This window comes from Romboutsia lituseburensis (assembly GCF_024723825.1).
In the GTDB taxonomy this organism is placed as follows: Bacteria; Bacillota; Clostridia; order Peptostreptococcales; family Peptostreptococcaceae; genus Romboutsia_F; species Romboutsia_F lituseburensis_A.
The window spans coordinates 1827905-1849299 of record NZ_JANQBQ010000001.1; the positions used below are offsets into that span (position 1 = coordinate 1827905).

Here is a 21395-nt window from a genome sequence, read left to right on the forward strand (position 1 = left end):
GATGAATAACAATATTTTAAAATACATAACTATTATATTATTCTTTGGATTTATTTTTACCGTGCCTATTATCACTTTACTTACGCCAAATAAGAAGATTAGTGAAATTGAAAATAAAATACTTACACCATTACCGAATTTGAGCTTAAAAAATATACAGGATAAGAGCTTTATGAATAATTTCAATAAATATAGCTCTGACCAATTTCCTTGGAGAGAAAATTTTATAAAATATAAAAATTCTTTCAGTTATACTATAGGATCTAGAGAATTTAGATGTATATATATAAACAATGATAATAGATATATGGAGAAATTTGTATCAAATAACAAGGTAATAGACAAAAATATTTCCCAGGCAACAAATTTATCTAAATATTTTTATGATAATTATAAGATAAAGTCGACACTTATGATTATACCTACATCCATTGCTTTTTATAAAGATACTCTTCCTTCTTGGGCTATAAGCGATAATCAAAAACATACTATTGATTATATAAATTTAAAGATAGAAAAACTCTCTACTAATAGTTCAGATAACGAATATGACAATTTTTTCAAATTTTATTCGCCTTATACTATCTTAAAAAAGTATGCTGATTTACCTATATATTTTAATACAGATCATCACTGGACTCAGCTAGGAGCTAGAATAGCTTATGAGTATCTATACAATAATGAAGTTACTACAAATTCAATTTATAATGGTTATAGTAAAGTCTCTAATAATTTTTATGGAACATATTACTCTAAAGCTATGCTTCCAAATATAAAAAGTGATGATTTATATGCATATAATCAATTTAATAACTTTAAGGTATCAATTGATTTGACTAAAAATTTTAATACACTTTACGATAACGACAGATTAAAAGGAAAAAATAAATATCAATATTTCTTACATGGAGATCCTGCTTTTGCTGTTATAGACGGAAATCCTAGTAAAAGCATAGAGCTTTTAGTTTTTAAGGATTCTTTTGCTCATAGCTTTATTCCTTTTTTGACTTCTAATTACAAAAAAATACATGTTGTAGATCCTAGATATTATCATATTGATGTAAAAAAATATCTCTCTGAAAATACTAATATTAAGGAAGCTTTACTAATTAGTAATATTCAAACATTTAATTCTAGTGAACTTTACAATTTAATAAAAAAAAATTAAATACGTCTATTATTAATTTATAGACGTATTTATTATATTTATTAATAGTAATATCCAATTATTTTTATATATCTTTTTTCACCTTCCTTCAAACTTAAAGGATAATCTTTTAAATTATAAGTATGCTGACATATATGGTAGTCTAGTAAGTATTTTCCATCTAATATTATGTCTGTAATTATCATCGTGTGATATGCTTTCCCCTCAAATACTAATTGAACTATATCACCTAGCTCAAGCTCATTATAATTTACAATTTTTGAATAAATTCCAAAATTATCACTAGTTTCTATATTATTTCCTATTATATATTTATAAAAAGGTTCTGCTGCTGTCCATGTAGGTGTTCTTAATTCCTCACTATACCAATACCATTTTTTTATTACATTTGCACCTATATTATCAAACGGTATATTACTTGCTTTTAAACATTGAGAGATATAGTTAGTACAATCACCACCATACTTATCATAATTTGCATACATTGGATTATAAGATAATGCCCATTTACGTGCATAATAAACAGCTTTATCTCTGTCATATTCATTTAATTTTTTCATCTTATCTCCCTCCTGTACAGTAACCTTACACTACCTATATCCATATATTATTAATAGTATATTCACTCAAAACTTCTTCATATTCAGAAAATAATAATTTAAATTCTACTACATGAGAAATATATTTACTTATTTCATAACTAGAAAAGCAAAGTACTATTCCATCTTTTTCTATATAAAAATTTTGTTCATTACATATTCCATCAAACCTATTATCTGTAGTTTTATAACTATATTGTTTTACTATATGTTCAAATTTTTCATATAGTTTATCATTTATTAATTTAATATAATCTGTATCAGTATTAAACAAATCATTTAGTTTTAAATTCTTAGATTTATATAAATCATAATTATAACAATTAACATAAGTAACCTCGTATAATCCTGTAAGTTGTGAGAACTCTATAGGTATACTGATGATATTACTTTTATTAAAAGTTACTCTATATTCTGTTATTACGTGCAATATATTTTTATCTAATTTAAATAACTCTACCTTTAGGCCATCATTAACTACATCTTTAAATGTTATTATATCTTCATATATAACGTTGTTTATTAAATTTATTATATTGCTATATATACTTTCTTCATTTATAATTGGATAAGATAAATTGCATTTTACTAAACTTGTACTTTCATCTATAACATTTTTGTCAATGGATAACATATAGATCCCCCTTATCATATTTGTCTCTATTATTTAATATGTATCTTATATACAATTTGTTATAAATATTAACTACTTTTAAGTTATTCTACTTTTATAAAAGTTTAGTATTGAATATATTGTAATACTTTAATATAATAAGTATATTATTCTAAAAATAAAAGAAAGAAGGGATTATTTTGTCGAAGTTGAAAAAGCTAGTAATAGTTCTAGCTGTGCTTGTTATAGCCTTCCCAGCGGCGGCTTTTGGTTATGTATATATGAAGTTAAATAGTATACATGATTCTAGTGTAGACAGTGGTATATTAGGTAAAGATAACTATAAATCTGAAAATGGTATAACTAATGTTTTACTAATTGGTACTGATGGAAGACCTGGCGAAAAATCTTCAAGATCAGATGCTATGATGATACTTACTATAGACGGCAAGAATAAAAGTCTTAAGCTTACTTCACTAGCTCGTGATACTTATGTTGATATACCAGGCCACGGTAAGCAAAAGCTTACTCACGCTTATGTATATGGTCAAGAAAGTTTATTGATTGAAACTATTGAGAAAAACTTTGAGTTAGATATACAAAACTACGCTACAGTTGATTTCTATTCATTTATGGATATAGTTGATGCAATAGGTGGAGTAGATGTTGATGTCGAACAAGGTGAAATAGCTGAAATGAATAAATTTATAGAAAAAGAAACTTATAATTGGAATAACAATCCTAATAAAGGACCTATGAAACTTATAGAAGATTCTGGAGTTCAAAAACTTAATGGATATCAATTATTATCTTATTCTCGTATAAGAAAAAATGACTCTGCTTTTGAAAGAGATAGAAGACAAAGAAACGTAATACAAGGTTTAATAAACGGAGTTAAAGATTTATCTATAACTAAGTATCCAAAACTTATAGATACTGTATTACCGTATGTAAGAACTAATATGAAACCTACAGAAATTTTAGCATTAGGTGGAAAAGTATTAGGTCTAGGAAATCTTGAATTAAAACAAATGGAGTTCCCTATAGATGATGAAATTCATAGTACTGGTCATATTATAAGCCATCAAACTGGTTGGGTACTTGAGTTTACACCTGATTCTTTAGATATATTACATGACTTTATATTTAAAGATATAATGTTTAAAAAATAAAAATTTAATTTAACTTAAATTAAATTATCACAAAATAAAATCTACTAAATTATTATATAAAAATGAGCTAATCGAAAGACTAGCTCATTTTTTAATTTATTTAGGCGTTGCAACTGTAAAATGATCTGTTAATACATCTCCATATGATAAAATTGGTAACGATCCTAAATCTTCAATACCCTTAAAGAATAACTTATAATTTGGCCAATTTGATGGGAATGAATCTGGATGTGGTATTGTATATTCCGTGCCTCCATATCTTTTGCCATATCTATCTGTCATTTCATACATTCCCCATTTTACATCATCAGGTTTTGGAGCTACCCATCCATTACCTAAACTTAATTTTATATTACTCACTGTTAACGCTTCGTGCGATACATTCCAAACATCATATCTTGCATTTTGCTCAATAGAGTTTATTATTCTAGTCCCTGGTTGGATTATATTATCCTTTGCAACATATTTGTAGTTTGACCATGAATGTTTTATTCCTTCTGGGCTTACCCAAACATCTTTTTCTACATTTCCTTTTGGTCCAACATTAAAGTGTAATCTTCCTTGTGGATCTAAATATAATTGCATTGTTACAGTTGACCCATATGGATAATATGTACCTTCTTGATTTTCAGCCCCTCTTCCATATTTATTATCTGATGTTACTCCAGGTGTTGATGAACTATAGTTATAAAACCATGTATAGCCTTTAGATCCATCTCTAGCAGGAGTTACAGACAATCCTATTTCTAAACCTTCATATCCTATATATATACAGTGATTATCCCATGAAGTTTCTTCCTGATTATTATTAAATTTTGGTTTTTCTGGAAGTTTTACATCAAATTGTATACCTTTTGTTTCTGCTTTTATTGTATATCTTGTATTTTTACAAAATGGTGCTCCATCCCCTGGTGTTGTTTCCCCTACTACTCTTACTTTCGGCTCTTTATCTACCCAAGTTCCAGTAGTTAATATATCTGATTTTGATATTGAACTATACATTTTTTCTTCAATTGATACATTTTCATTTGCTAATACTGGCAGCGTATTTAATCCGATTATTAAACTGGCTATAGCCAAAGTTGATTTTTTCCTCATTATTATCTCCTCTAAAATATATTTTAATTTTATTGTTAATTAACCTAATTATCCTATAAAATTATTTACTTTTTTTATTTATATTCACTAGCTAGATTCTTATTATATATTAATTTAATGTAAAAAAATACCTCTAATTATTATTCAACTTAGAGGTATTCTGCTATTCTTAACTAATTAATTATTCTTCTTGCTGTAACATACTTTCCACTATAGTATGATGATGTAAGTTTATCAACTCTAACCTTTCTTTCGTTAGTTGATGCATGTATAAACTTAGAATCACCTATATACATTCCCACATGACTTATACCGCTACCTGATGTGTTAAAGAATATTAAATCTCCCGCTTGTAAATTTTGTCTTTCTATCCTTATTCCAGCTGTTGCCTGTTGTCTTGATGTCCTAGGAATACTTATATTACCACCATTTCTATATACATACGATGTAAACCCTGAGCAATCAAATGAGTTTGGACCTTCAGCTCCCCATACATACGGCTTTCCAAGTTGTCTATTAGCTGCTGATATTATATTGTTTATTTTTTGATCTCTGTCACTATTAACATATCCATCGTTAGATGAATTATTATTATTATTATCATTATTGTTATTATTGTTGTTATTATCATCATTGTTATTACTATTTTGAACATCTATATAATTACCACTGACCCATCCTTGAGTACCTGAGTTAGTTTGAACTTTTAACCAACCATTACTGTTTGTCTCTATTATAGATACTGTACTGTTTGTATATAGCTTTTCAATAATATTTCCTTTTATATTCGGCATAGTTCTAACATTCAAAAAGTCACACGATTTTACAACACCTATATTACTAGTTCTCATTTGTTCAGTTGGTACACTGTCATCTGCATTTACAACTTGTGGGCTTAAAATTATTGATGTAGCCGTAACCGCTGATGCTATTAGCATATTTGTACATCTATTATTAAATTGCATAAGTAAATTCCCCCTTCATACTATATATTATATTACAAATTTGTAACTTTTGGGAATAGTTTTATTCCATATTTTGTTATTTTATAATATTTTTATACTCAAAATATATTTATTAGTAGTTTTTCTTACTATTTTGAATGTTATTGTCTAAATTTTGTTATAATGGCATCTACAATATATTTACTTGCTTTACCATCGCCATAAGGATTTGATGCCTTGCTCATTTTTTCATATTCGCTAACATCTGTTAGCAATTTTTTAGTTAAGTTATATATAGTGTCTTCATCTGTACCTGCTAACTTAAGAGTACCTGCACCTACACCTTCTGGCCTTTCTGTTGTATCTCTTAATACTAATACTGGCTTTCCTAAAGATGGAGCTTCTTCTTGTATACCTCCACTATCAGTCATAATTATATAAGATTTATTTAAGAAATTATGAAAATCTAATACTTCTAACGGTTCTATTAAATGTACCTTCTTGTTATCTCCTAATACCTCATCAGCAGCTTGCCTTACTAATGGATTCAAATGTACAGGGTAAATAACTTGAACATCATTAAATTCCTCTACAATCCTTTTTATCGCTCTAAACATATTTTTCATAGGTTCGCCTAAATTTTCACGCCTATGAGCTGTTAAAAGTATCATCTTATCATTTCCTATTTGATTAAATATTTTATGACAGTACTCATTTGTAACAGTTGTATTAAGAGCATCTATAGCTGTATTTCCAGTAACATATATAGTATCTTCTTTTTTACCTTCATTTAATAAATTTTGCTTAGAGATTTCAGTTGGAGCAAAATGCATGTCAGCTATAACACCTGTAACCTGTCTATTTACCTCTTCTGGAAATGGTGAATATTTGTCATATGTTCTAAGTCCAGCTTCTACATGACCTACTGCAACTTGATTATAAAATGCAGCTAGACTACCTGATAACGTAGTTGTTGTATCTCCATGAACTAAAACAATATTAGGCTTCACTTTAGCTATTGTCTCACTTAAACTTTGTAATGCCCTTGTTGTTACATCAACTAAAGTTTGCCCTTGTTTCATTATATTTAAATCGTAATCTGGAGTTATTTTAAATGTTTCTAATACTTGGTCTAACATTTGACGATGTTGCGCCGTAACACATACTATACTTTCTATTTCTTCTCTTGTCTCTAGCTCTTTCACTAATGGTGCCATCTTTATAGCTTCTGGTCTAGTCCCAAATATAGTCATAACTTTAATTTTATTCATATTTTACTCTCCTTTTCTATTTAAGATGATTATTTCATTATTTTTATTTTATTTAATAAATTATATATCTTTTCACCTTTAGGAAGTTTAATAATTTCTTCTTTAGTTATTCCACCTAATGCAAATACAGATATTAAATAAACAAATGCACCGATACCGATAGATACAATTGTAGATATTTTACCACCAATTATACCAACTAAGAACATATAACTTACTTTAACTACAACTCCCATTATAACTACCATTGATAATGGTTTTAAAAGTAATTCTTTTAATGGGAATCTTACTCCAACATATTTTCTTATATACCATAATTCAAATGTTACAGCTACAAAATAAGCACACATAGTACCAATTGCTGCACCATATATATTTATCTCTGGCATTGCCGTTAATGTATACGTTAACCCAATTTTAAAAATCATGCCTATTAAAAGGGCTGTAACCGGAACCATAGGCTTACCTATACCTTGTAGTGTTCCATTTAGAGTTTGCATTAAACCTAAAAATAGCACACAAGGAGTTAATGCTAACATTATTTTACCTAAAGATGCAGGTTCTGCTGGATATAATAAATTCATTATAGGAGTTGATAAAACTGCCAAACCTACTGCTGCTGGTAACAGTATATATAAAGTTACTTTAATTGCAGTTAAAATTTCAGTTTTTACCTTCTCCATTTGATTTAAAGCTTTTAATTCAGATATGGCAGGCACCAAACTCATCTCCATAGATAAAGTTATAATAGTTGGCATGTTTACTATAGATAACGCCATTCCTGTAAGTTGTCCAAATAATTTATTAGCATCTGCATTTGTAAAGCCTGCTACCTCTAATTGTCTTATTACCACAACATTATCTACCATATTAACTAAAGGCATAACCGACGCACCTATAGTTATAGGTATTGCAACTACTAACAATTTTTTTAAGATTTCTTTTATACTTTCTTCTCTATATTGTTTACTATTTTCATTTAATAATCTTTTTTTATTCTTTAAATATTGTATTGCTAAGAATGCTATAGATACAAGCGCACCTATAGTCGCACCTGCAATAGCTCCTGCCGCTCCAAACTTAGGTCCTAATTTTTTCATTAAAACATATGCTAATATTAATCCTACAATTACTCTAAAAAATTGTTCTAAAAGTTGAGATCCTGCAATATATTTCATTTCTCTTCGACCTTGGAAGTAGCCCCTATAAGCAGCCATTACAGGTACAAATAGTAATGATGGCGCTATTGCAACCATTGCATAATATGCATTTGAATTATGCATTATATCATTTACTATGAACTTTGATCCAAATAGAAATATGCAAAACGACACAAAACCAGTTATAAATAATATAGTATAAGATACTTTAAATATCTTATTCGCTCCACGATGGTCATCTATTGCTATTTTTTCAGCTACTAATTTTGCTAAGGCTGTAGGAAAGCCTGCTGTTGCTAATGTTAGAAACAAAGTATATATAGGATATGCCGCTTGATAATATCCCATTCCCTCTGATCCTATAAAATTACCTAACGGTATTCTAAAGAAAGCCCCTAATATTTTTACAGCAACTCCCGCTATTCCTAATATTAAAGCTCCTTTTAAAAATGAATCTTTTTTATTCTTTTGGTCCATAAATTACCTCCGATTTTATGTATCAATTTTAAATATACCATATATAAATATATTTGTAAATTATAGTCACTATATGTATATATTTCATAAAATTTGAGAATATAAAATAAGCATATAGATAGATATTTATAATTATTCTCTACCTTTATGCTTATTTTTATTATAACTTATTAACTTATTTTAAGACTCTCTCAATTGTTACTATAGTTTCAGCCCTCGTTATATTAGATTTCGGATTAAACTTTTCTCCACCAGCGCCCATATAACCAGCTTCTATACAACCTTCTACAGAAGATTTCGCCCATTCACTAACTTCATTAAAGTCTTTGTATTTAATCAATTTATCTATATTATCATCTTTATTTTGCTTTATACTAGTCATGATAGCTGCAGCTTCTTCTCTTGTTATTGGCTCATTAGGTCTAAATGTATTATCTTCGTATCCACCTATATAACCTTCCTTTAAAGCTACACTAACTTGACCGTAAAACCAATCAGTTGATTTTACATCTTTAAATGTAACATCTCCTTTTTGAGTAAATCCAAATGCATTATTTATTATTGTAACAAATTCAGCTCTTGTAATACTTTTATTTGGTCTAAAAATATTATTCTTACCAACCCATCCTTTTTCCATAGCCATACTTATATTATCTTGTGCCCAATGACCACTTATATCTGAGTAATTTTTTAAACTTTCAAGTACAGTATTTCTTAAGCTTTCATCATTTATCTTACCTGCATTTTCTAACGCCTTGTCGTAATCACGATTTGATAAATAATTTGATGTATCTAAGAAATTACTAGCATTTAAATATTTTGTATATATATCATTCATTCTATTAGAATTTATATTTACTTCTCCATATTTAGTTGCCTCATCATACTCTTTTTTGGCTTTCCCTCTAGCACCTAAGTCTAAATTATTTAAACTATTTAATTTTTTTGAAGTATCATAATCAAATATTAAATTATTTGCATTATTTTTTACATCTTCATAAAATTTATTGCTAGCTTGTGCTGCTTCTACTATAGCTATTGACTTTTCATAGTCACTCCATATTTTTTTCATTTCTGCATGTTTTTTTTCTTCATTTGTTAATCTATTCCATGAATTTAAAAATATTTGTCTATCTGTAGCTTTTCCATCTGCTGAATATGTTCTTAATATGTCATCTGCTTGATTAAAATTAGTTATCATACTATTTTTATCGTTTAAATCAATGATAGGATTATCAGTAGGACCATATATTACAAAATCTTTAAACTTAGTTTTTACATCTTTTTGATTTGCTGTAAGCTCTTGTTTATCGATTAAAGTTATGCCATTCTTTTTAGCAGCCTCTACATAACTATCATTAGAGTTATAAATAATAACTGTTGTTCCTTTAGGTACTTGATCAAACAACCATCTAACTTCTTTGTTATGCATTCTTATACATCCACCGCTAACATACTTTCCTATCGAGCTTTCATTATTATTTCCATGTATTGCATAGGTATTTCCATAATCAGACCCTACTTGTAGACCTAACCATCTGTCTCCTAACGGATTATTAGGTGCACCACCTGGTATTCCACCCGTATAATATGGCCTATTTACTATCTTATTTACTATCTTGAATTTACCTTTTGGTGTTGGTGTACTTGATTTACCTGTTGCTACCCTAAATTCTTTTACTAATTTTCCATCTTTAAAATATCCTAATTTATTAGTTTTACAATTTATTAAAATATTATAGTCATTAGGTGAAGATTTTTCTAATGCATAGGAATATCCTGTATTAGAAAAAACTACTACTAATGCTAATGAAACTAAAATAGATAATGCTTTTTTTACATAGTTGCTCAATTAAATCCCCCCATATATTTTGTTTTAATTTTTAATGTCTACTTCTGATTTTGTGCATTTAAATTCTTTATAAATGTATCTAAATTATCATTACCACCTACTATTATTCGGTTTAATAAATAAGTACTTTTGCTAATTTTTGTTTGTCCATTGTTAATTACAAAAGTAGCTTTTATTCCATTTTGTTTTAATACTTTCTCTGATGTTTCACTAAATTCTCCAAAAGGATAGAAAAGGGCTATAGGTTTATATCCTAGATTTTTTTGTATTGAATCTATACTTTTCTTTATATCTCCATCTATTCTTTTTATATAAGTTTGTCTTGATTCCTTATTTAATGGCTTCGAAAATACACATTTTAATCCATTAGTTGTTTCATCTTTATAGTGAGAATCATACGTATGACTTTGAATATCTATAACTCCACTATCATACATTTCTTTTGCTTGCTTCCAATTAAACTTAGGTACCCCTATACCTAGTTTAATATTTTCATCTGCGTTATTTATTTTATCTCCTATAACATTTATTGTTGCTTTCATTTTATTTTCTTTCAAAACAGGATACATAAATTCATAATTACTTAAATATCCATCATCCGCCGTTATTAATACTGATTTTTTAGGTAGTGTTTTTTTCCCTTCCTTAAAATCTATTAAATCTCTAACGGTTATAGTTGTGTAATTATTCTCTTTTAAATATTTGATTTGCTTTTTAAATTCTGATTTTGTTACTGTTGCATTAACCTCGCTTGTATCTGCAAAGTGATGATACATAAGTACTGGTATTCCCTTTGCATTTTTATCATCTGATAGTTTTTTACTAAATCCCAAACTAAATACTACCCCAAATATAAATATTAAAATGAATATAAATTTTTTTTTCATTTTCCCCCCCCTAGGTTAAATTCAAACTGTTTATACGATTTTTAATGATATATTATTTTTGTGAATTTAATTTTTTTATAAATGTGTTTAAATCATCTTTACCACCTACTGTTATTCTATCTAACAAGTAAGTATTTTTATTTTTATTAGATACTACTCTGTTGTTGATTACAAAAGTAGCTTTTATTCCATTTTGTTTTAAAACTTGTTCTGATGTTTGACAAAATTCTCCATAAGGATATACAAACGCTTCTGGCTTATAGCCTAAATTCTTTTGTATAGACTGTATACTTTTCTTTATATCTTGGTCTATTCTTTTTATATAAGCTTCTCTCGACTCATATTTTAAAGGCTTTGAAAATACACCTCTTACTCCATTTGTTGTGTCGGCTTTATAGTGAGAGTCATATGTATGACTTTGAATATCTATAACACCACTATTATACATTTCTTTTGCTTGCTTCCAATCAAAATACTTTGAAAAACCTATTCCTAACTTTATATTTCTTTCAGCATTGTCAATTTCTTTCCCAATAACAGATATTGTTGCTTTCATGTTATTTTGTTTTAAAATATGATACATAAACTCATAATTGCTTAAATATCCATCATCAGCTGTTATAAGCACCGATTTTTTAGGTAGTGTTTTTTTCCCTTCCTTAAAAGCTATTAAGTCTTTAACAGTTATTGTTGTGTAATTGTTGTCTCTCAAATACTTTACTTGCTTTTTAAATTCTGATTTTGTTACTGTAGCATTTCCTTCACTTTCATCTGCAAAATGATGATACATAAGCACAGGTATAGTCTGTAACTTACTTGCATGAGATATTTTTTTATTAAAACCTATGCTAAATACTAAAGTAAATACACATAGGAAAATAAATGTAATTTTAATTTTCTTACTTTTCATTTCATGACCCCCAATATGTTAGATTTATTACATTAACTATTATATATGAAAGCTATTATATATGAAAGCTATTATATGTAAAATATAAAAAAGGCAAATGAATTATTTGCCTTTTTTACTCTCTTAAAATATCTTTATTTTTGCTTAATTAGCAATCCTACTTAGAGTTGAAACAGCTTCCGCTCTAGTCATATTATTTTTAGGTCTAAATGTATTATCTTCATATCCACCTATTATTTTATTATCACTCAAAGCATCTATATATTCTTTGGCCCAGTTAGATATCTTATCATTATCTTTAAAAGTCAGCTTTCCATCACCTTTTACTTTAGTGATTGTAGCTATTATTTTAGCAGCCTCTTCTCTAGTTATCTTATCATTTGGTCTAAATGTATTGTCTTCATACCCACCTATATATCCAGCTTCTACACCTATAGATATATCATTGTAGTACCATTCTTTTGAATTTATATCTTTAAATTTAACATCTGTAGTTTTTGTTAATCCAAAGACTTTGTTTACAACTTTCACAAATTCCGCTCTACTTATAGTGTTATTTGGTCTGAATGTAGAATCACCATATCCGCCTATATAACCTTTGTCTGAAAATTCATTTATTGGATTATCAGCCCAATGATTCACTGTATCAGTAAACTTAGCTATTGTTAAATACTTAGATTCATTAGCTTCTTTTATCCCCTTGTCTCCTGTTTTTTGTATATGTCTTATTAGTGCTTCATCTAAAGCAGCAAATTCATTTAATTTTTTACAGTCTTTAAACATTGTGTACTCATCTCCACCAACTGCCATAAAATCATTTGTAGCTACTGTATATTTAGCTTTTTTGTCTATTTCTTTTCCATTTATTTTAACTGAACTAACCTCATACTTAGTACTTCCTTTGCCTTTCACTTCTTTAACACTCACATCCATACCTGTAAAATGAGGAAATTTACCTGCCCCTACTTCAAATCCATGATTTAAAGCATCTATTATAGTTTGACCCGTTGCCTCTATAGTCACTATGTAATTTCCAAATGGTAAAACAGTTAAGATTTCTCCTTTTGTTATATCACCTTCATTTATAGATGCTCTTATTCCTCCACCATTTGTTATAGCTAAGTTAGCATTTGTTTCAGTTAACATAGCATTTCCCAATAGTCTTCCTAAATTTGTGTGACCATATCTAACTGAAGTTCTTTCACCATCTAATGTTACTGGCGTTTTACCTATAACTTGATTTAATATAGATTCTTGACCTTTTTTTATAGAGTTTATTAATTCTGACACTTCTTTGTCTTCTTCTATATTTTTAAATTCACTAGGTTTCACTTCTTGAGGTTTTATTTCTAATAACTTATCATTTTTCACATCATACTTAATATCTACTACACCCGCATTTTCAAAATATTCGCCTGTACTAGTTATCATAGTATCATTAATTTTTTTATATGAATCTTTTTCTGAGTGACTATGTCCATCTATTATTAAGTCTATACCTTTAACCCCTTTAGCTACATCTGTTGATTTTAAACTACTATCATTATCTATACCTAAGTGAGTTACACCAACTATAACATCACACCCTTGTTTTTCTAAGCTTGTAACCATATCTTGTGCATCTTTTATCACTTCTTTATCTGTTCCAAAATTTAATCCCTTAACATTGTTAGGATTTGTTTTAAATGCTGTTTCATTAGTTGCTAATCCAAACACCCCAACTTTCACACCATTTATATCTTTAACTAAAGTACTATCATACTTTAAGTTTCCGTTAGAATCTTTGACATTAGCTGCTAATAATTTAGCATTAGATATTTTTCCTAACTCTTTTAATACATCTTGACCATAGTTAAAATCGTGATTTCCTGGTGATATTGCATCATACCCTACAGATTTTAAAACTTTCGCTACACTTTTTCCCTCTTCTAATGTTGCAAAAGATTGTCCATGCAAAGTATCACCTGCATCAAGTATTAATTTACCATCTACACCTTTGCTAGTAATATCTATATACTCTTTAAACTTAGCAAAACCTATATTGGTAAGATTTCCTTCCTTATCCTTAATAGCTTCTACTCTTGAATGAGTATCATTAGTGTGATAAATTTTTATATCAGTTATACCATCATCCGCAAATCCAATCATCGGTGAAGCTGATATAAACATACTCATTGTTACCATCATAGGTAATATTTTCTTTTTCATTCGCTTGTGCATACGTTATCCCCCTTTTTAATTATATAACTGAATTCACTATTGATTATATATAAAATCCTTACTTTACTCAACATAAACTAACTTTTTTAGTTAATTTTTGTAAATATTTATATTATAAAACAAAAAGAGAAACCCTATAAAGGCTTCTCTTTTTTATTTATACATTAGATATCTCTACATTTACTTTATCTTCTCTTATATCCTCTTTAAAATTTGGTTGCATAAAGTTAATATACTCGTTTAATAAACCATACATATCTGCATTCGTTATTATCTCAGAATTTTTTATTTTGTTATACAATTCTTCACTTATTACCCCTTCATTTTTAACAGCATCTAAATCTGCTAGTGGCTTATCTAAAATTATAGATACAAATTTTACTAAATCTGTTTCTGTCATATTTTGATTAAGATATTTAAGTGATTCCATTTGTTGAGATGTAAAAGTTAAAGTTGAATGATCTATCGCTAAATTTATTACCATTCTTGCATCATCTAATTTAGCTTGTTCATCAAGATTTATAACACCTGTATATTTAGAACTTAAAAGACCTCTTATTCTAAGATGTTTTATATATTTTTCTGCCCAATGACCCTCATATGGATTTCCTGGCATTTCTACTAGTTTCATTTTTCCATTTTCTTTCATTTCCTTATGAACTTCATCCATATGATTATCTCTTACTTCTCTTATATCTAGGTTGTTAGTCAAAGCATAATCAACTGCATGTACTGCTCCTTGTGACATAGACATAAGAACTGGAACTGTTCTAGCACTTCCATGAGCAACTATATCTAAACTAGCATGTCTACCTAAAACCACTACATTATCAATAAACTTAGGCAACATAGATGATAAAGGAACTTCGTACATACTATTTCCATTTTGTGCATTTCCATATCCTTTTTTATGAGTAGTTTGAAGGTCTGATGGATAGCTTCCAAAACCAACTACATCATCAAATTTTGTATGAGCAATTATATCATATCCATTTAAAGTTTTGTCGCCAACGATTCTTACACCTTCTCTTATATATAAATCCTCTGCAATTTTATCTAATGATGCATTCTCAAATCCCGGAAGAGTTTCTTTCATATATTTAACTATATGTGGTATTTCATCTTTCGATAATTCAATAGCATGTTTATAAGACTTTTCATCTAATGGATTTACTCCAAGAACTAATAAAGCATTTAAAACAATACTTCCATCATCTTGTCTAGATATATTTAATCCTCTCATTTTGAAAATATCATTTTGTGGAACATAATCATACATTTGTTTGAATCCCCAAGCAGCATTTCCATTTACCCCAGTGTCATGAGCCTTATCTTTTTTTATACTATCCTTTAATTCATCCCAGTTTACATCTTTTAGAGAAAACATTATACCTGCTGCTGCATATTCATCAGGTTGTCCAAATTCAGATCTACCTGTTCTATACATAGCTCCCATTTTTCTAGTAAATTCAGCTTCATAAGAATCATCAAATATAAAATCTGCTGCTACACTAACTGTCTCTTCTCCTTTTTTATATAAAACCCCTACTGCTTTTTTAGGATTATTTTTATCAACTATTGGTGTTATATCCTTAGCTTCTTTAACTACTTTTATATTTTTATGTTTAATTACTTCATCAAAGAATTTTTGAGTTTTTGCTAAATCTAAATTATATCCATTGCTTGCATGATCATAAAATTCTGTGAAAAATCCTTCATGAAGAATTGTTTTTTCACCAGTAATATAGTTTAAGTCAAGTGCTGTTAGCATCCCTTGTGTAAATAAACCGCCTAATTTTTTATCTTGTGTTATAAGATCTACTTTATAACCTAGTCTTGCAGCTGTAACAGCTGCTGTTATAGCCTCTGGCTCACTCCCTAAAACAACTATATTAGTTTTTTCGTGCTTTGTTGTATTAGTATCTTTCATATAATTATCTTCGTGTTTTTTCCCTTTTGTTAATAAAAAGTATCCACCTATTAATATAACAATTAATAGACCTATTATTAGTATAATTCTTCCTTTTCTTAACTTCACACTATGACCTCCCTATATGCTAGCTTATTTTTAATATTAAAGGAGTAGCAATAAGCTCCCCCTTTAATATTTTTTATTTATCTTTAAATATTTCTATTGCTATTTTAGCTGTTTTTTGTGCAGATTTTTTTAGCAACTTACTTTCAACTGATAACTTTTGTTTTTCATTATCATAGTTGTTGATAATTGATATTGTTTTTTTAAGTAACTCTTCACTACTCCAATTATTATCTACACTTCCTATACATGGCTGATTAACTAATTTTAAAAATGAATCTATTTTAGGATCATATGATATACCTATCATAGGAGTATTTACAGACGCAGCAAATATAAGCGCATGTAATCTCATACCTATCATTAGCTTAGATTTTTTTATACACAGTATTTTTTCCTCTATACTTGTGTCATACGGAAAAACATGTGCATTGTTTTTCATCATTTGTACAACTTGTTTAGATATTTTATCATCATGCTCTCCGTGCATTGGTAAAAACACTACTTCATATCCCTTGTCTACTAATTCATCACAAGTTTTAGCCACTTTACCTAAAAAGTCTGTAGTAGCTTTAGTCCACTCACGTACACTGATGCTTACAAATGAATCTCCATAATCATTACATAAATCTGAATCAAAATTTTCAATTTCAAATCCCATAACAGGATCTGGAACTATTTCTATTTGTTTAGTAACACCTATTGATTTTACTAAATTTTTAGAGTCTTCATCTCTAAGTGCTATATAATTAGACTTTTGCATAAAGTACTTAGTTATTTTTTTATTAGTAGAATTATTTATAGGGCCTACACCTTGAGCATAAATAAATACAGGCTTTTTAGCTAATTTAGCAAGAGCAATTATCCCTGTATAGTACTTAACTGGTCTATTACTTGTAACGTCTTGAAGTAAGCTACCACCCCCGCTTATCAATCCATCACTTTTTCTAAGTTCCTTATAAATATCAACCATTTTCCATCTGTTGATAGCTTTTACATTATATGTTTTCTCTGTATAATCTACATCATTAGATAATACAACTATATCTATATTAGAATTTTCATTTCTTAGAGCTGTTATAATAGATTTTAATATAGCTTCATCCCCTACATTATTATATCCATAATAACCTGATATTACAACTTTCATATTATCTCTCCTTTGTAATAAACTGCCTAATCTTTTTAAAGATTAATATATATACTAGCCCTACTATTAATCCAAGTATAATTCCATACACTGTTCTTAATAGAGAATATACTATAGGAGTATGAAGGTGTGTAAATGTATTTACCGTAGACATAGTAGCTATTGCACCTGGTATAAGCACATATTGACTATATTTAATTTTTTCCTTACATAGGTAATATGCCATCAATATAGTAGGATACCCTAACATAAATTCTTTCGTTCTTGGTCTAACATATAAGAACTCTTCTAACAACCTGCGTAACTCAAGCTCTAGCTGAGTTGCATTCCCTGAATTTCCACTTCTTCTTATATATACAACTGCACCAACAGCAACAAGTATAACTATTACTATGTGATACCACTTTATTTTCTTTAACATATTTATTATGCTTTGCTTATTAAATTTAAATTGTGTTAAATTTTCTTTTGATATATTTATTCCTTTTAATACTTGTGAATCTATTATAACCCATAATGTTATTAGTACAGGCGGTAATATATATAATAATTTTATGCCTGAAAATGCTTTTAACTTTAATATATATTCTGTTCCATACATTATTGATGCAACTAACAATCCGCTTAAAGTTGCTAATATTGCTGAAGCTGCAAATTTAGCTATTACAGAATTAATCTTAGTTTTGTATGGTACTACAATCGCTGCACAAGCACCTAATATACTTATTCCAAATGCATATGCCTTTATACCAATACCTATTTGTAACTTATTGACTAGCATAGCACCTACAAATGTAACTATAGCAAAAACTAAAGAAGTAACAATAGATAGATTATTTTTATTAAGTAAACTTAAAACTAATAATCCTACTATACTTGCACTCCCTAGAGCAACAAACATCTCTGCCTTAGGTAGCCTTTCCATAATGTCATAACTTGTAGCTATTCCACATTTATATCCCTTAGATAACTGACTTTTAGCATCTTTTATATTAGAAATTATAGTACGTTGACTTTTATTTATCGTGTTGCTATTTCTATAATCCATAAAGTCAGTAATCATGATTACTCTCATATTTCGTTCTTTGACAGCTCTAGCCACTCTTGCTCCAAACTCATCTTTAGAAAGTTTTAAAGTATTTAGTGGTATTTCATGCCCTCTTATAATGTTTTGCTGTCCATTATTTAGATAAGCATTTAATCCAATATTTTTTTGGAACTCTGTTGTAACTATTGATATATTTCTCTTTTTAAATTCTTCTAAAAACTTAGCTATATTTTGTGGATATCCAAAAACTTCATCCATATCTATTTGTATTTTATCTACACCAAACTCTTTATTTAAGTCTAGTATTTGTGCCATTAGTATTGATTGCATATTATCATCATTTGAGTTACATATAGACAACATTGGAACAAGCCCTGCTTCAGTAACTTCTTTTATACCTTTTCTATCTATGAAGAACTTACTAGTAATTAGTGCATTTGGTGATTTATTATCTTTATATGATAATTCAATAGGTTCATCTATGTAAAATAAAAGATCATTTCCATCTTCCATCATTTTGTGACCTTTTAAGAAATGTTTTATAACTTCTATTTCTTTATCTAAAAAATCTTGTTTTGACAGCATAACTATAAATTCATCTTTTGAAGCATACTTAGGTATAAAACCTTTAACTTTTAAATCAAATTTTTCTTTGTCTTCTAAATATGCTCCAACACTCATATATTTTATATCTCTATAACCCGAAATTTCTTTGAGACTTAAGTTATTGAAACTTACAGATAATATATCATTGTCTTTTAATTCTTTATAAAAATCATTCCTAGCATTATCATCTGTGATAAACTTTATACCCTTAGCTTCTATAGCAAATTGGTATACATCATTACTTTGTTCCACTTTATTTCTTTCAAATATAATAGGTCTTGCACCCATTACACTTATTATTAATAATACACTAAATATTAATTTAAGGCTTTTTTTCATTAAGACTTCCTCCTATCTTTCATTACCTCTAAAACAAACTTAGGTAGAGCTATATATCTTCCTACTCTTTGAGGATTACTTAATACTCTATATAACCATTCTAAGTTCAATTTTCGCCAAAATTCTGGGGCTCTTTTTACATGACCTGAGATAACATCAAAACTACCTCCTACTCCCATAAAAACACCTTTGTTAGCTTTTTTCATAACTTTCTGTATCCATTTGTCTTGTAATGGACATCCTTTAGCTACAAATACATAATCTGGCTCTAAATTTAATATATAATTCATTATACTATTATCAGAATCATCGTGATATCCGTGATGATACCCAACTATATTTAAATTAGAATACTTTACCTTTAATACCTCAACCATTTTGTCAATAACTTCTGGTTTTGCTCCATAAAAATATACTTTCTTATCATTATTATTAGCATATTCTAACATGTCAGTCATTAATTCTATACCTGGAACACGCTCAGGTATATATTCATCTAATATTTTAGCACCTTTAACCACACCTATTCCATCTGCAACTATGTAATGAGCTGTTTTAGCCAATTCTAAGTAATCCTTATTTTCCCTTGCATACATAGCTATTTCTGCATTAGCTGTAATTACAAAAGTTTTTTCATTATTATCTACTCTTTTATTGATTAAATCTAATATAGTCTTTTTATCTTCTGCTATAAAAGATAGATCCAATATCTTTACATATTTATTTTTCATACCTAACACTCCTAAATTTTGTTATATAAATATGATAACCTATTGTTTTTAAAACAATAGGTTATTTATAGTCAAAATTATTATTTTATATCTGATCGCTTTAAAACCTTTAGCACAGTCATGACTATTATATATAAGTCAAATATAAGACTTCTTTTGTGCAAATAATCTGTATCATACTTAACTTTTTCTTCTGCACCTAAGTTGTCTCTACCATTTATTTGAGCCCATCCAGTTATACCTGGTATTATTTTATCTACATAATTATCTCTTCTAAGCTCAAGTAATTCATGTTCCTTGTCTATAACAGGTCTTGGTCCAACTATACTCATATCTCCTTTTAAAATATTAAATAACTGAGGAAGTTCGTCTATGCTAGTTTTCCTTATAAACTTTCCTACTTTAGTTATATAAAAATCTGGATCTACTAAATCATTGGTAGCTATATTCGGAGCATCTGTTTTCATACTTCTAAACTTATAGATGTAAAATGGTTTACTATTTTTTCCTATACGTAATTGTTTGAATATTATACTTCCTTTTGATTCTATTTTAATTAGTATAGCTGTAATAATAAAGATTGGAGAGAAGACTGTTATTCCACATAATGATCCTATTATATCAATTATTCTTTTTATTACATTATATATACTAAGCTTTTTTCCATTTAAATGATCGATAAACATAATGTCTTCATCACCCAACTTACCTATCATTTCTTTGTTCTCCACAAACACCCTCCTAACACCTACCTCTATAGTTTACTGTGAAAATTTGTATCACCTAACATATTCTAAGTTTTTCATATCTAAAATAGAGTTTTATTTAATTTTATGATTAATTCGTTTTTTTATGATATCCTCATAATTTTATCATTTTACATTTAATTTGTACATATTTTTGGACAAATTTGTTATAATTTAAATTATTACATTGTTGTAATAAGTATTTTTCCGACAGTTCATTAATAAGTTTAGATGTTTTTGTGTTATCTTTATTTTCACCAAAAAAAGAATATTAATGTTAGTTCAATACTATTTATTATTTTCCATTTTTAGTATTTATTTTTTTATTAATTTTGTGTTTTAAATTACTTCTATTCTTAGATTTAGTTT

17 protein-coding genes are annotated in these 21395 nt (G+C 28.0%); 2 read left to right on the plus strand and 15 right to left on the minus strand.

Going from position 1 to position 21395, the window contains the following annotated elements:
• Position 1 precedes the first annotated feature (1 nt).
• The gene (locus NWE74_RS08870) at positions 2-1168 is read left to right on the plus strand and encodes a DHHW family protein (protein ID WP_258242845.1); all 1167 of its coding nucleotides are present in this window, start codon (positions 2-4) and stop codon (positions 1166-1168) included.
• Positions 1169-1209: 41 nt separating this feature from the next.
• Here the strand turns inward: NWE74_RS08870 and NWE74_RS08875 are convergent, their stop codons facing one another.
• Positions 1210-1728: an amidase domain-containing protein gene (locus NWE74_RS08875; RefSeq protein ID WP_258242846.1), complete on the minus strand. Its 519-nt coding sequence runs from the start codon at positions 1726-1728 to the stop codon at positions 1210-1212.
• A 34-nt stretch (positions 1729-1762) separates the two neighbouring features.
• Positions 1763-2401 (minus strand): RsiV family protein, encoded by a 639-nt coding sequence (locus tag NWE74_RS08880; protein ID WP_258242847.1) that lies wholly within the window; start codon positions 2399-2401, stop codon positions 1763-1765.
• A gap of 179 nt (positions 2402-2580) precedes the next feature.
• Between NWE74_RS08880 and NWE74_RS08885 the strand changes: the two genes are divergently transcribed.
• A complete protein-coding gene (locus tag NWE74_RS08885) occupies positions 2581-3552 on the plus strand; it encodes an LCP family protein (RefSeq protein ID WP_258242848.1) in 972 nt (323 codons plus the stop codon).
• Between the two features lie 96 nt (positions 3553-3648).
• Here the strand turns inward: NWE74_RS08885 and NWE74_RS08890 are convergent, their stop codons facing one another.
• The 13 genes from NWE74_RS08890 to NWE74_RS08955 all read right to left on the minus strand — a co-directional run bounded on the left by NWE74_RS08890 (position 3649) and on the right by NWE74_RS08955 (position 21011).
• The gene (locus NWE74_RS08890) at positions 3649-4650 is read right to left on the minus strand and encodes a hypothetical protein (RefSeq protein ID WP_258242849.1); all 1002 of its coding nucleotides are present in this window, start codon (positions 4648-4650) and stop codon (positions 3649-3651) included.
• 173 nt (positions 4651-4823) lie between these two features.
• Entirely contained in the window at positions 4824-5615 is a 792-nt protein-coding gene (locus NWE74_RS08895; protein ID WP_258242850.1) for a C40 family peptidase, read from the minus strand.
• 140 nt (positions 5616-5755) lie between these two features.
• Complete coding sequence (wecB, locus tag NWE74_RS08900; RefSeq protein ID WP_258242851.1) at positions 5756-6865, minus strand: non-hydrolyzing UDP-N-acetylglucosamine 2-epimerase; 1110 nt, start codon at positions 6863-6865, stop codon at positions 5756-5758.
• Positions 6866-6894: 29 nt separating this feature from the next.
• On the minus strand, positions 6895-8502 hold the full coding sequence (locus NWE74_RS08905; RefSeq protein WP_258242852.1) for a putative polysaccharide biosynthesis protein: 1608 nt from the start codon (positions 8500-8502) through the stop codon (positions 6895-6897).
• A gap of 175 nt (positions 8503-8677) precedes the next feature.
• Positions 8678-10354: an S-layer homology domain-containing protein gene (locus NWE74_RS19115; RefSeq protein WP_309137279.1), complete on the minus strand. Its 1677-nt coding sequence runs from the start codon at positions 10352-10354 to the stop codon at positions 8678-8680.
• Between the two features lie 38 nt (positions 10355-10392).
• Positions 10393-11241, minus strand: coding sequence for a polysaccharide deacetylase family protein (locus NWE74_RS08920; RefSeq protein ID WP_258242853.1), 849 nt, complete (start codon positions 11239-11241; stop codon positions 10393-10395).
• A gap of 52 nt (positions 11242-11293) precedes the next feature.
• Positions 11294-12151, minus strand: coding sequence for a polysaccharide deacetylase family protein (locus NWE74_RS08925; RefSeq protein WP_258242854.1), 858 nt, complete (start codon positions 12149-12151; stop codon positions 11294-11296).
• A gap of 144 nt (positions 12152-12295) precedes the next feature.
• Positions 12296-14371, minus strand: coding sequence for an S-layer homology domain-containing protein (locus tag NWE74_RS08930; protein ID WP_258242855.1), 2076 nt, complete (start codon positions 14369-14371; stop codon positions 12296-12298).
• 157 nt (positions 14372-14528) lie between these two features.
• Positions 14529-16409 (minus strand): FAD-dependent oxidoreductase, encoded by a 1881-nt coding sequence (locus NWE74_RS08935; RefSeq protein WP_258242856.1) that lies wholly within the window; start codon positions 16407-16409, stop codon positions 14529-14531.
• Positions 16410-16482: 73 nt separating this feature from the next.
• A complete protein-coding gene (csaB, locus tag NWE74_RS08940) occupies positions 16483-17556 on the minus strand; it encodes a polysaccharide pyruvyl transferase CsaB (RefSeq protein WP_258242857.1) in 1074 nt (357 codons plus the stop codon).
• Position 17557: 1 nt separating this feature from the next.
• Entirely contained in the window at positions 17558-19549 is a 1992-nt protein-coding gene (locus tag NWE74_RS08945) for a DUF5693 family protein (RefSeq protein ID WP_258242858.1), read from the minus strand.
• Entirely contained in the window at positions 19549-20280 is a 732-nt protein-coding gene (locus tag NWE74_RS08950; RefSeq protein WP_258242859.1) for a WecB/TagA/CpsF family glycosyltransferase, read from the minus strand. The genes NWE74_RS08945 and NWE74_RS08950 overlap by 1 nt, the downstream gene beginning before the upstream one ends.
• 80 nt (positions 20281-20360) lie before the next feature.
• On the minus strand, positions 20361-21011 hold the full coding sequence (locus tag NWE74_RS08955) for a sugar transferase (protein ID WP_309137280.1): 651 nt from the start codon (positions 21009-21011) through the stop codon (positions 20361-20363).
• Positions 21012-21395: the final 384 nt, after the last annotated feature.

Excerpts from the sequence above, each read along its gene's own strand:
- NWE74_RS08880 (WP_258242847.1), bottom strand. The coding sequence starts at position 2,401 with ATGTTATCCATTGACAAAAATGTTATAGATGAAAGTACAAGTTTAGTA.
- NWE74_RS08870 (WP_258242845.1), top strand. The coding sequence starts at position 2 with ATGAATAACAATATTTTAAAATACATAACTATTATATTATTCTTTGGA.
- NWE74_RS08875 (WP_258242846.1), bottom strand. The coding sequence starts at position 1,728 with ATGAAAAAATTAAATGAATATGACAGAGATAAAGCTGTTTATTATGCA.
- NWE74_RS08920 (WP_258242853.1), bottom strand. The coding sequence starts at position 11,241 with ATGAAAAAAAAATTTATATTCATTTTAATATTTATATTTGGGGTAGTA.
- wecB (WP_258242851.1), bottom strand. The coding sequence starts at position 6,865 with ATGAATAAAATTAAAGTTATGACTATATTTGGGACTAGACCAGAAGCT.
- NWE74_RS08930 (WP_258242855.1), bottom strand. The coding sequence starts at position 14,371 with ATGCACAAGCGAATGAAAAAGAAAATATTACCTATGATGGTAACAATG.
- csaB (WP_258242857.1), bottom strand. The coding sequence starts at position 17,556 with ATGAAAGTTGTAATATCAGGTTATTATGGATATAATAATGTAGGGGAT.
- NWE74_RS08890 (WP_258242849.1), bottom strand. The coding sequence starts at position 4,650 with ATGAGGAAAAAATCAACTTTGGCTATAGCCAGTTTAATAATCGGATTA.
- NWE74_RS08895 (WP_258242850.1), bottom strand. The coding sequence starts at position 5,615 with ATGCAATTTAATAATAGATGTACAAATATGCTAATAGCATCAGCGGTT.
- NWE74_RS08945 (WP_258242858.1), bottom strand. The coding sequence starts at position 19,549 with ATGAAAAAAAGCCTTAAATTAATATTTAGTGTATTATTAATAATAAGT.
- NWE74_RS08905 (WP_258242852.1), bottom strand. The coding sequence starts at position 8,502 with ATGGACCAAAAGAATAAAAAAGATTCATTTTTAAAAGGAGCTTTAATA.
- NWE74_RS08925 (WP_258242854.1), bottom strand. The coding sequence starts at position 12,151 with ATGAAAAGTAAGAAAATTAAAATTACATTTATTTTCCTATGTGTATTT.
- NWE74_RS08950 (WP_258242859.1), bottom strand. The coding sequence starts at position 20,280 with ATGAAAAATAAATATGTAAAGATATTGGATCTATCTTTTATAGCAGAA.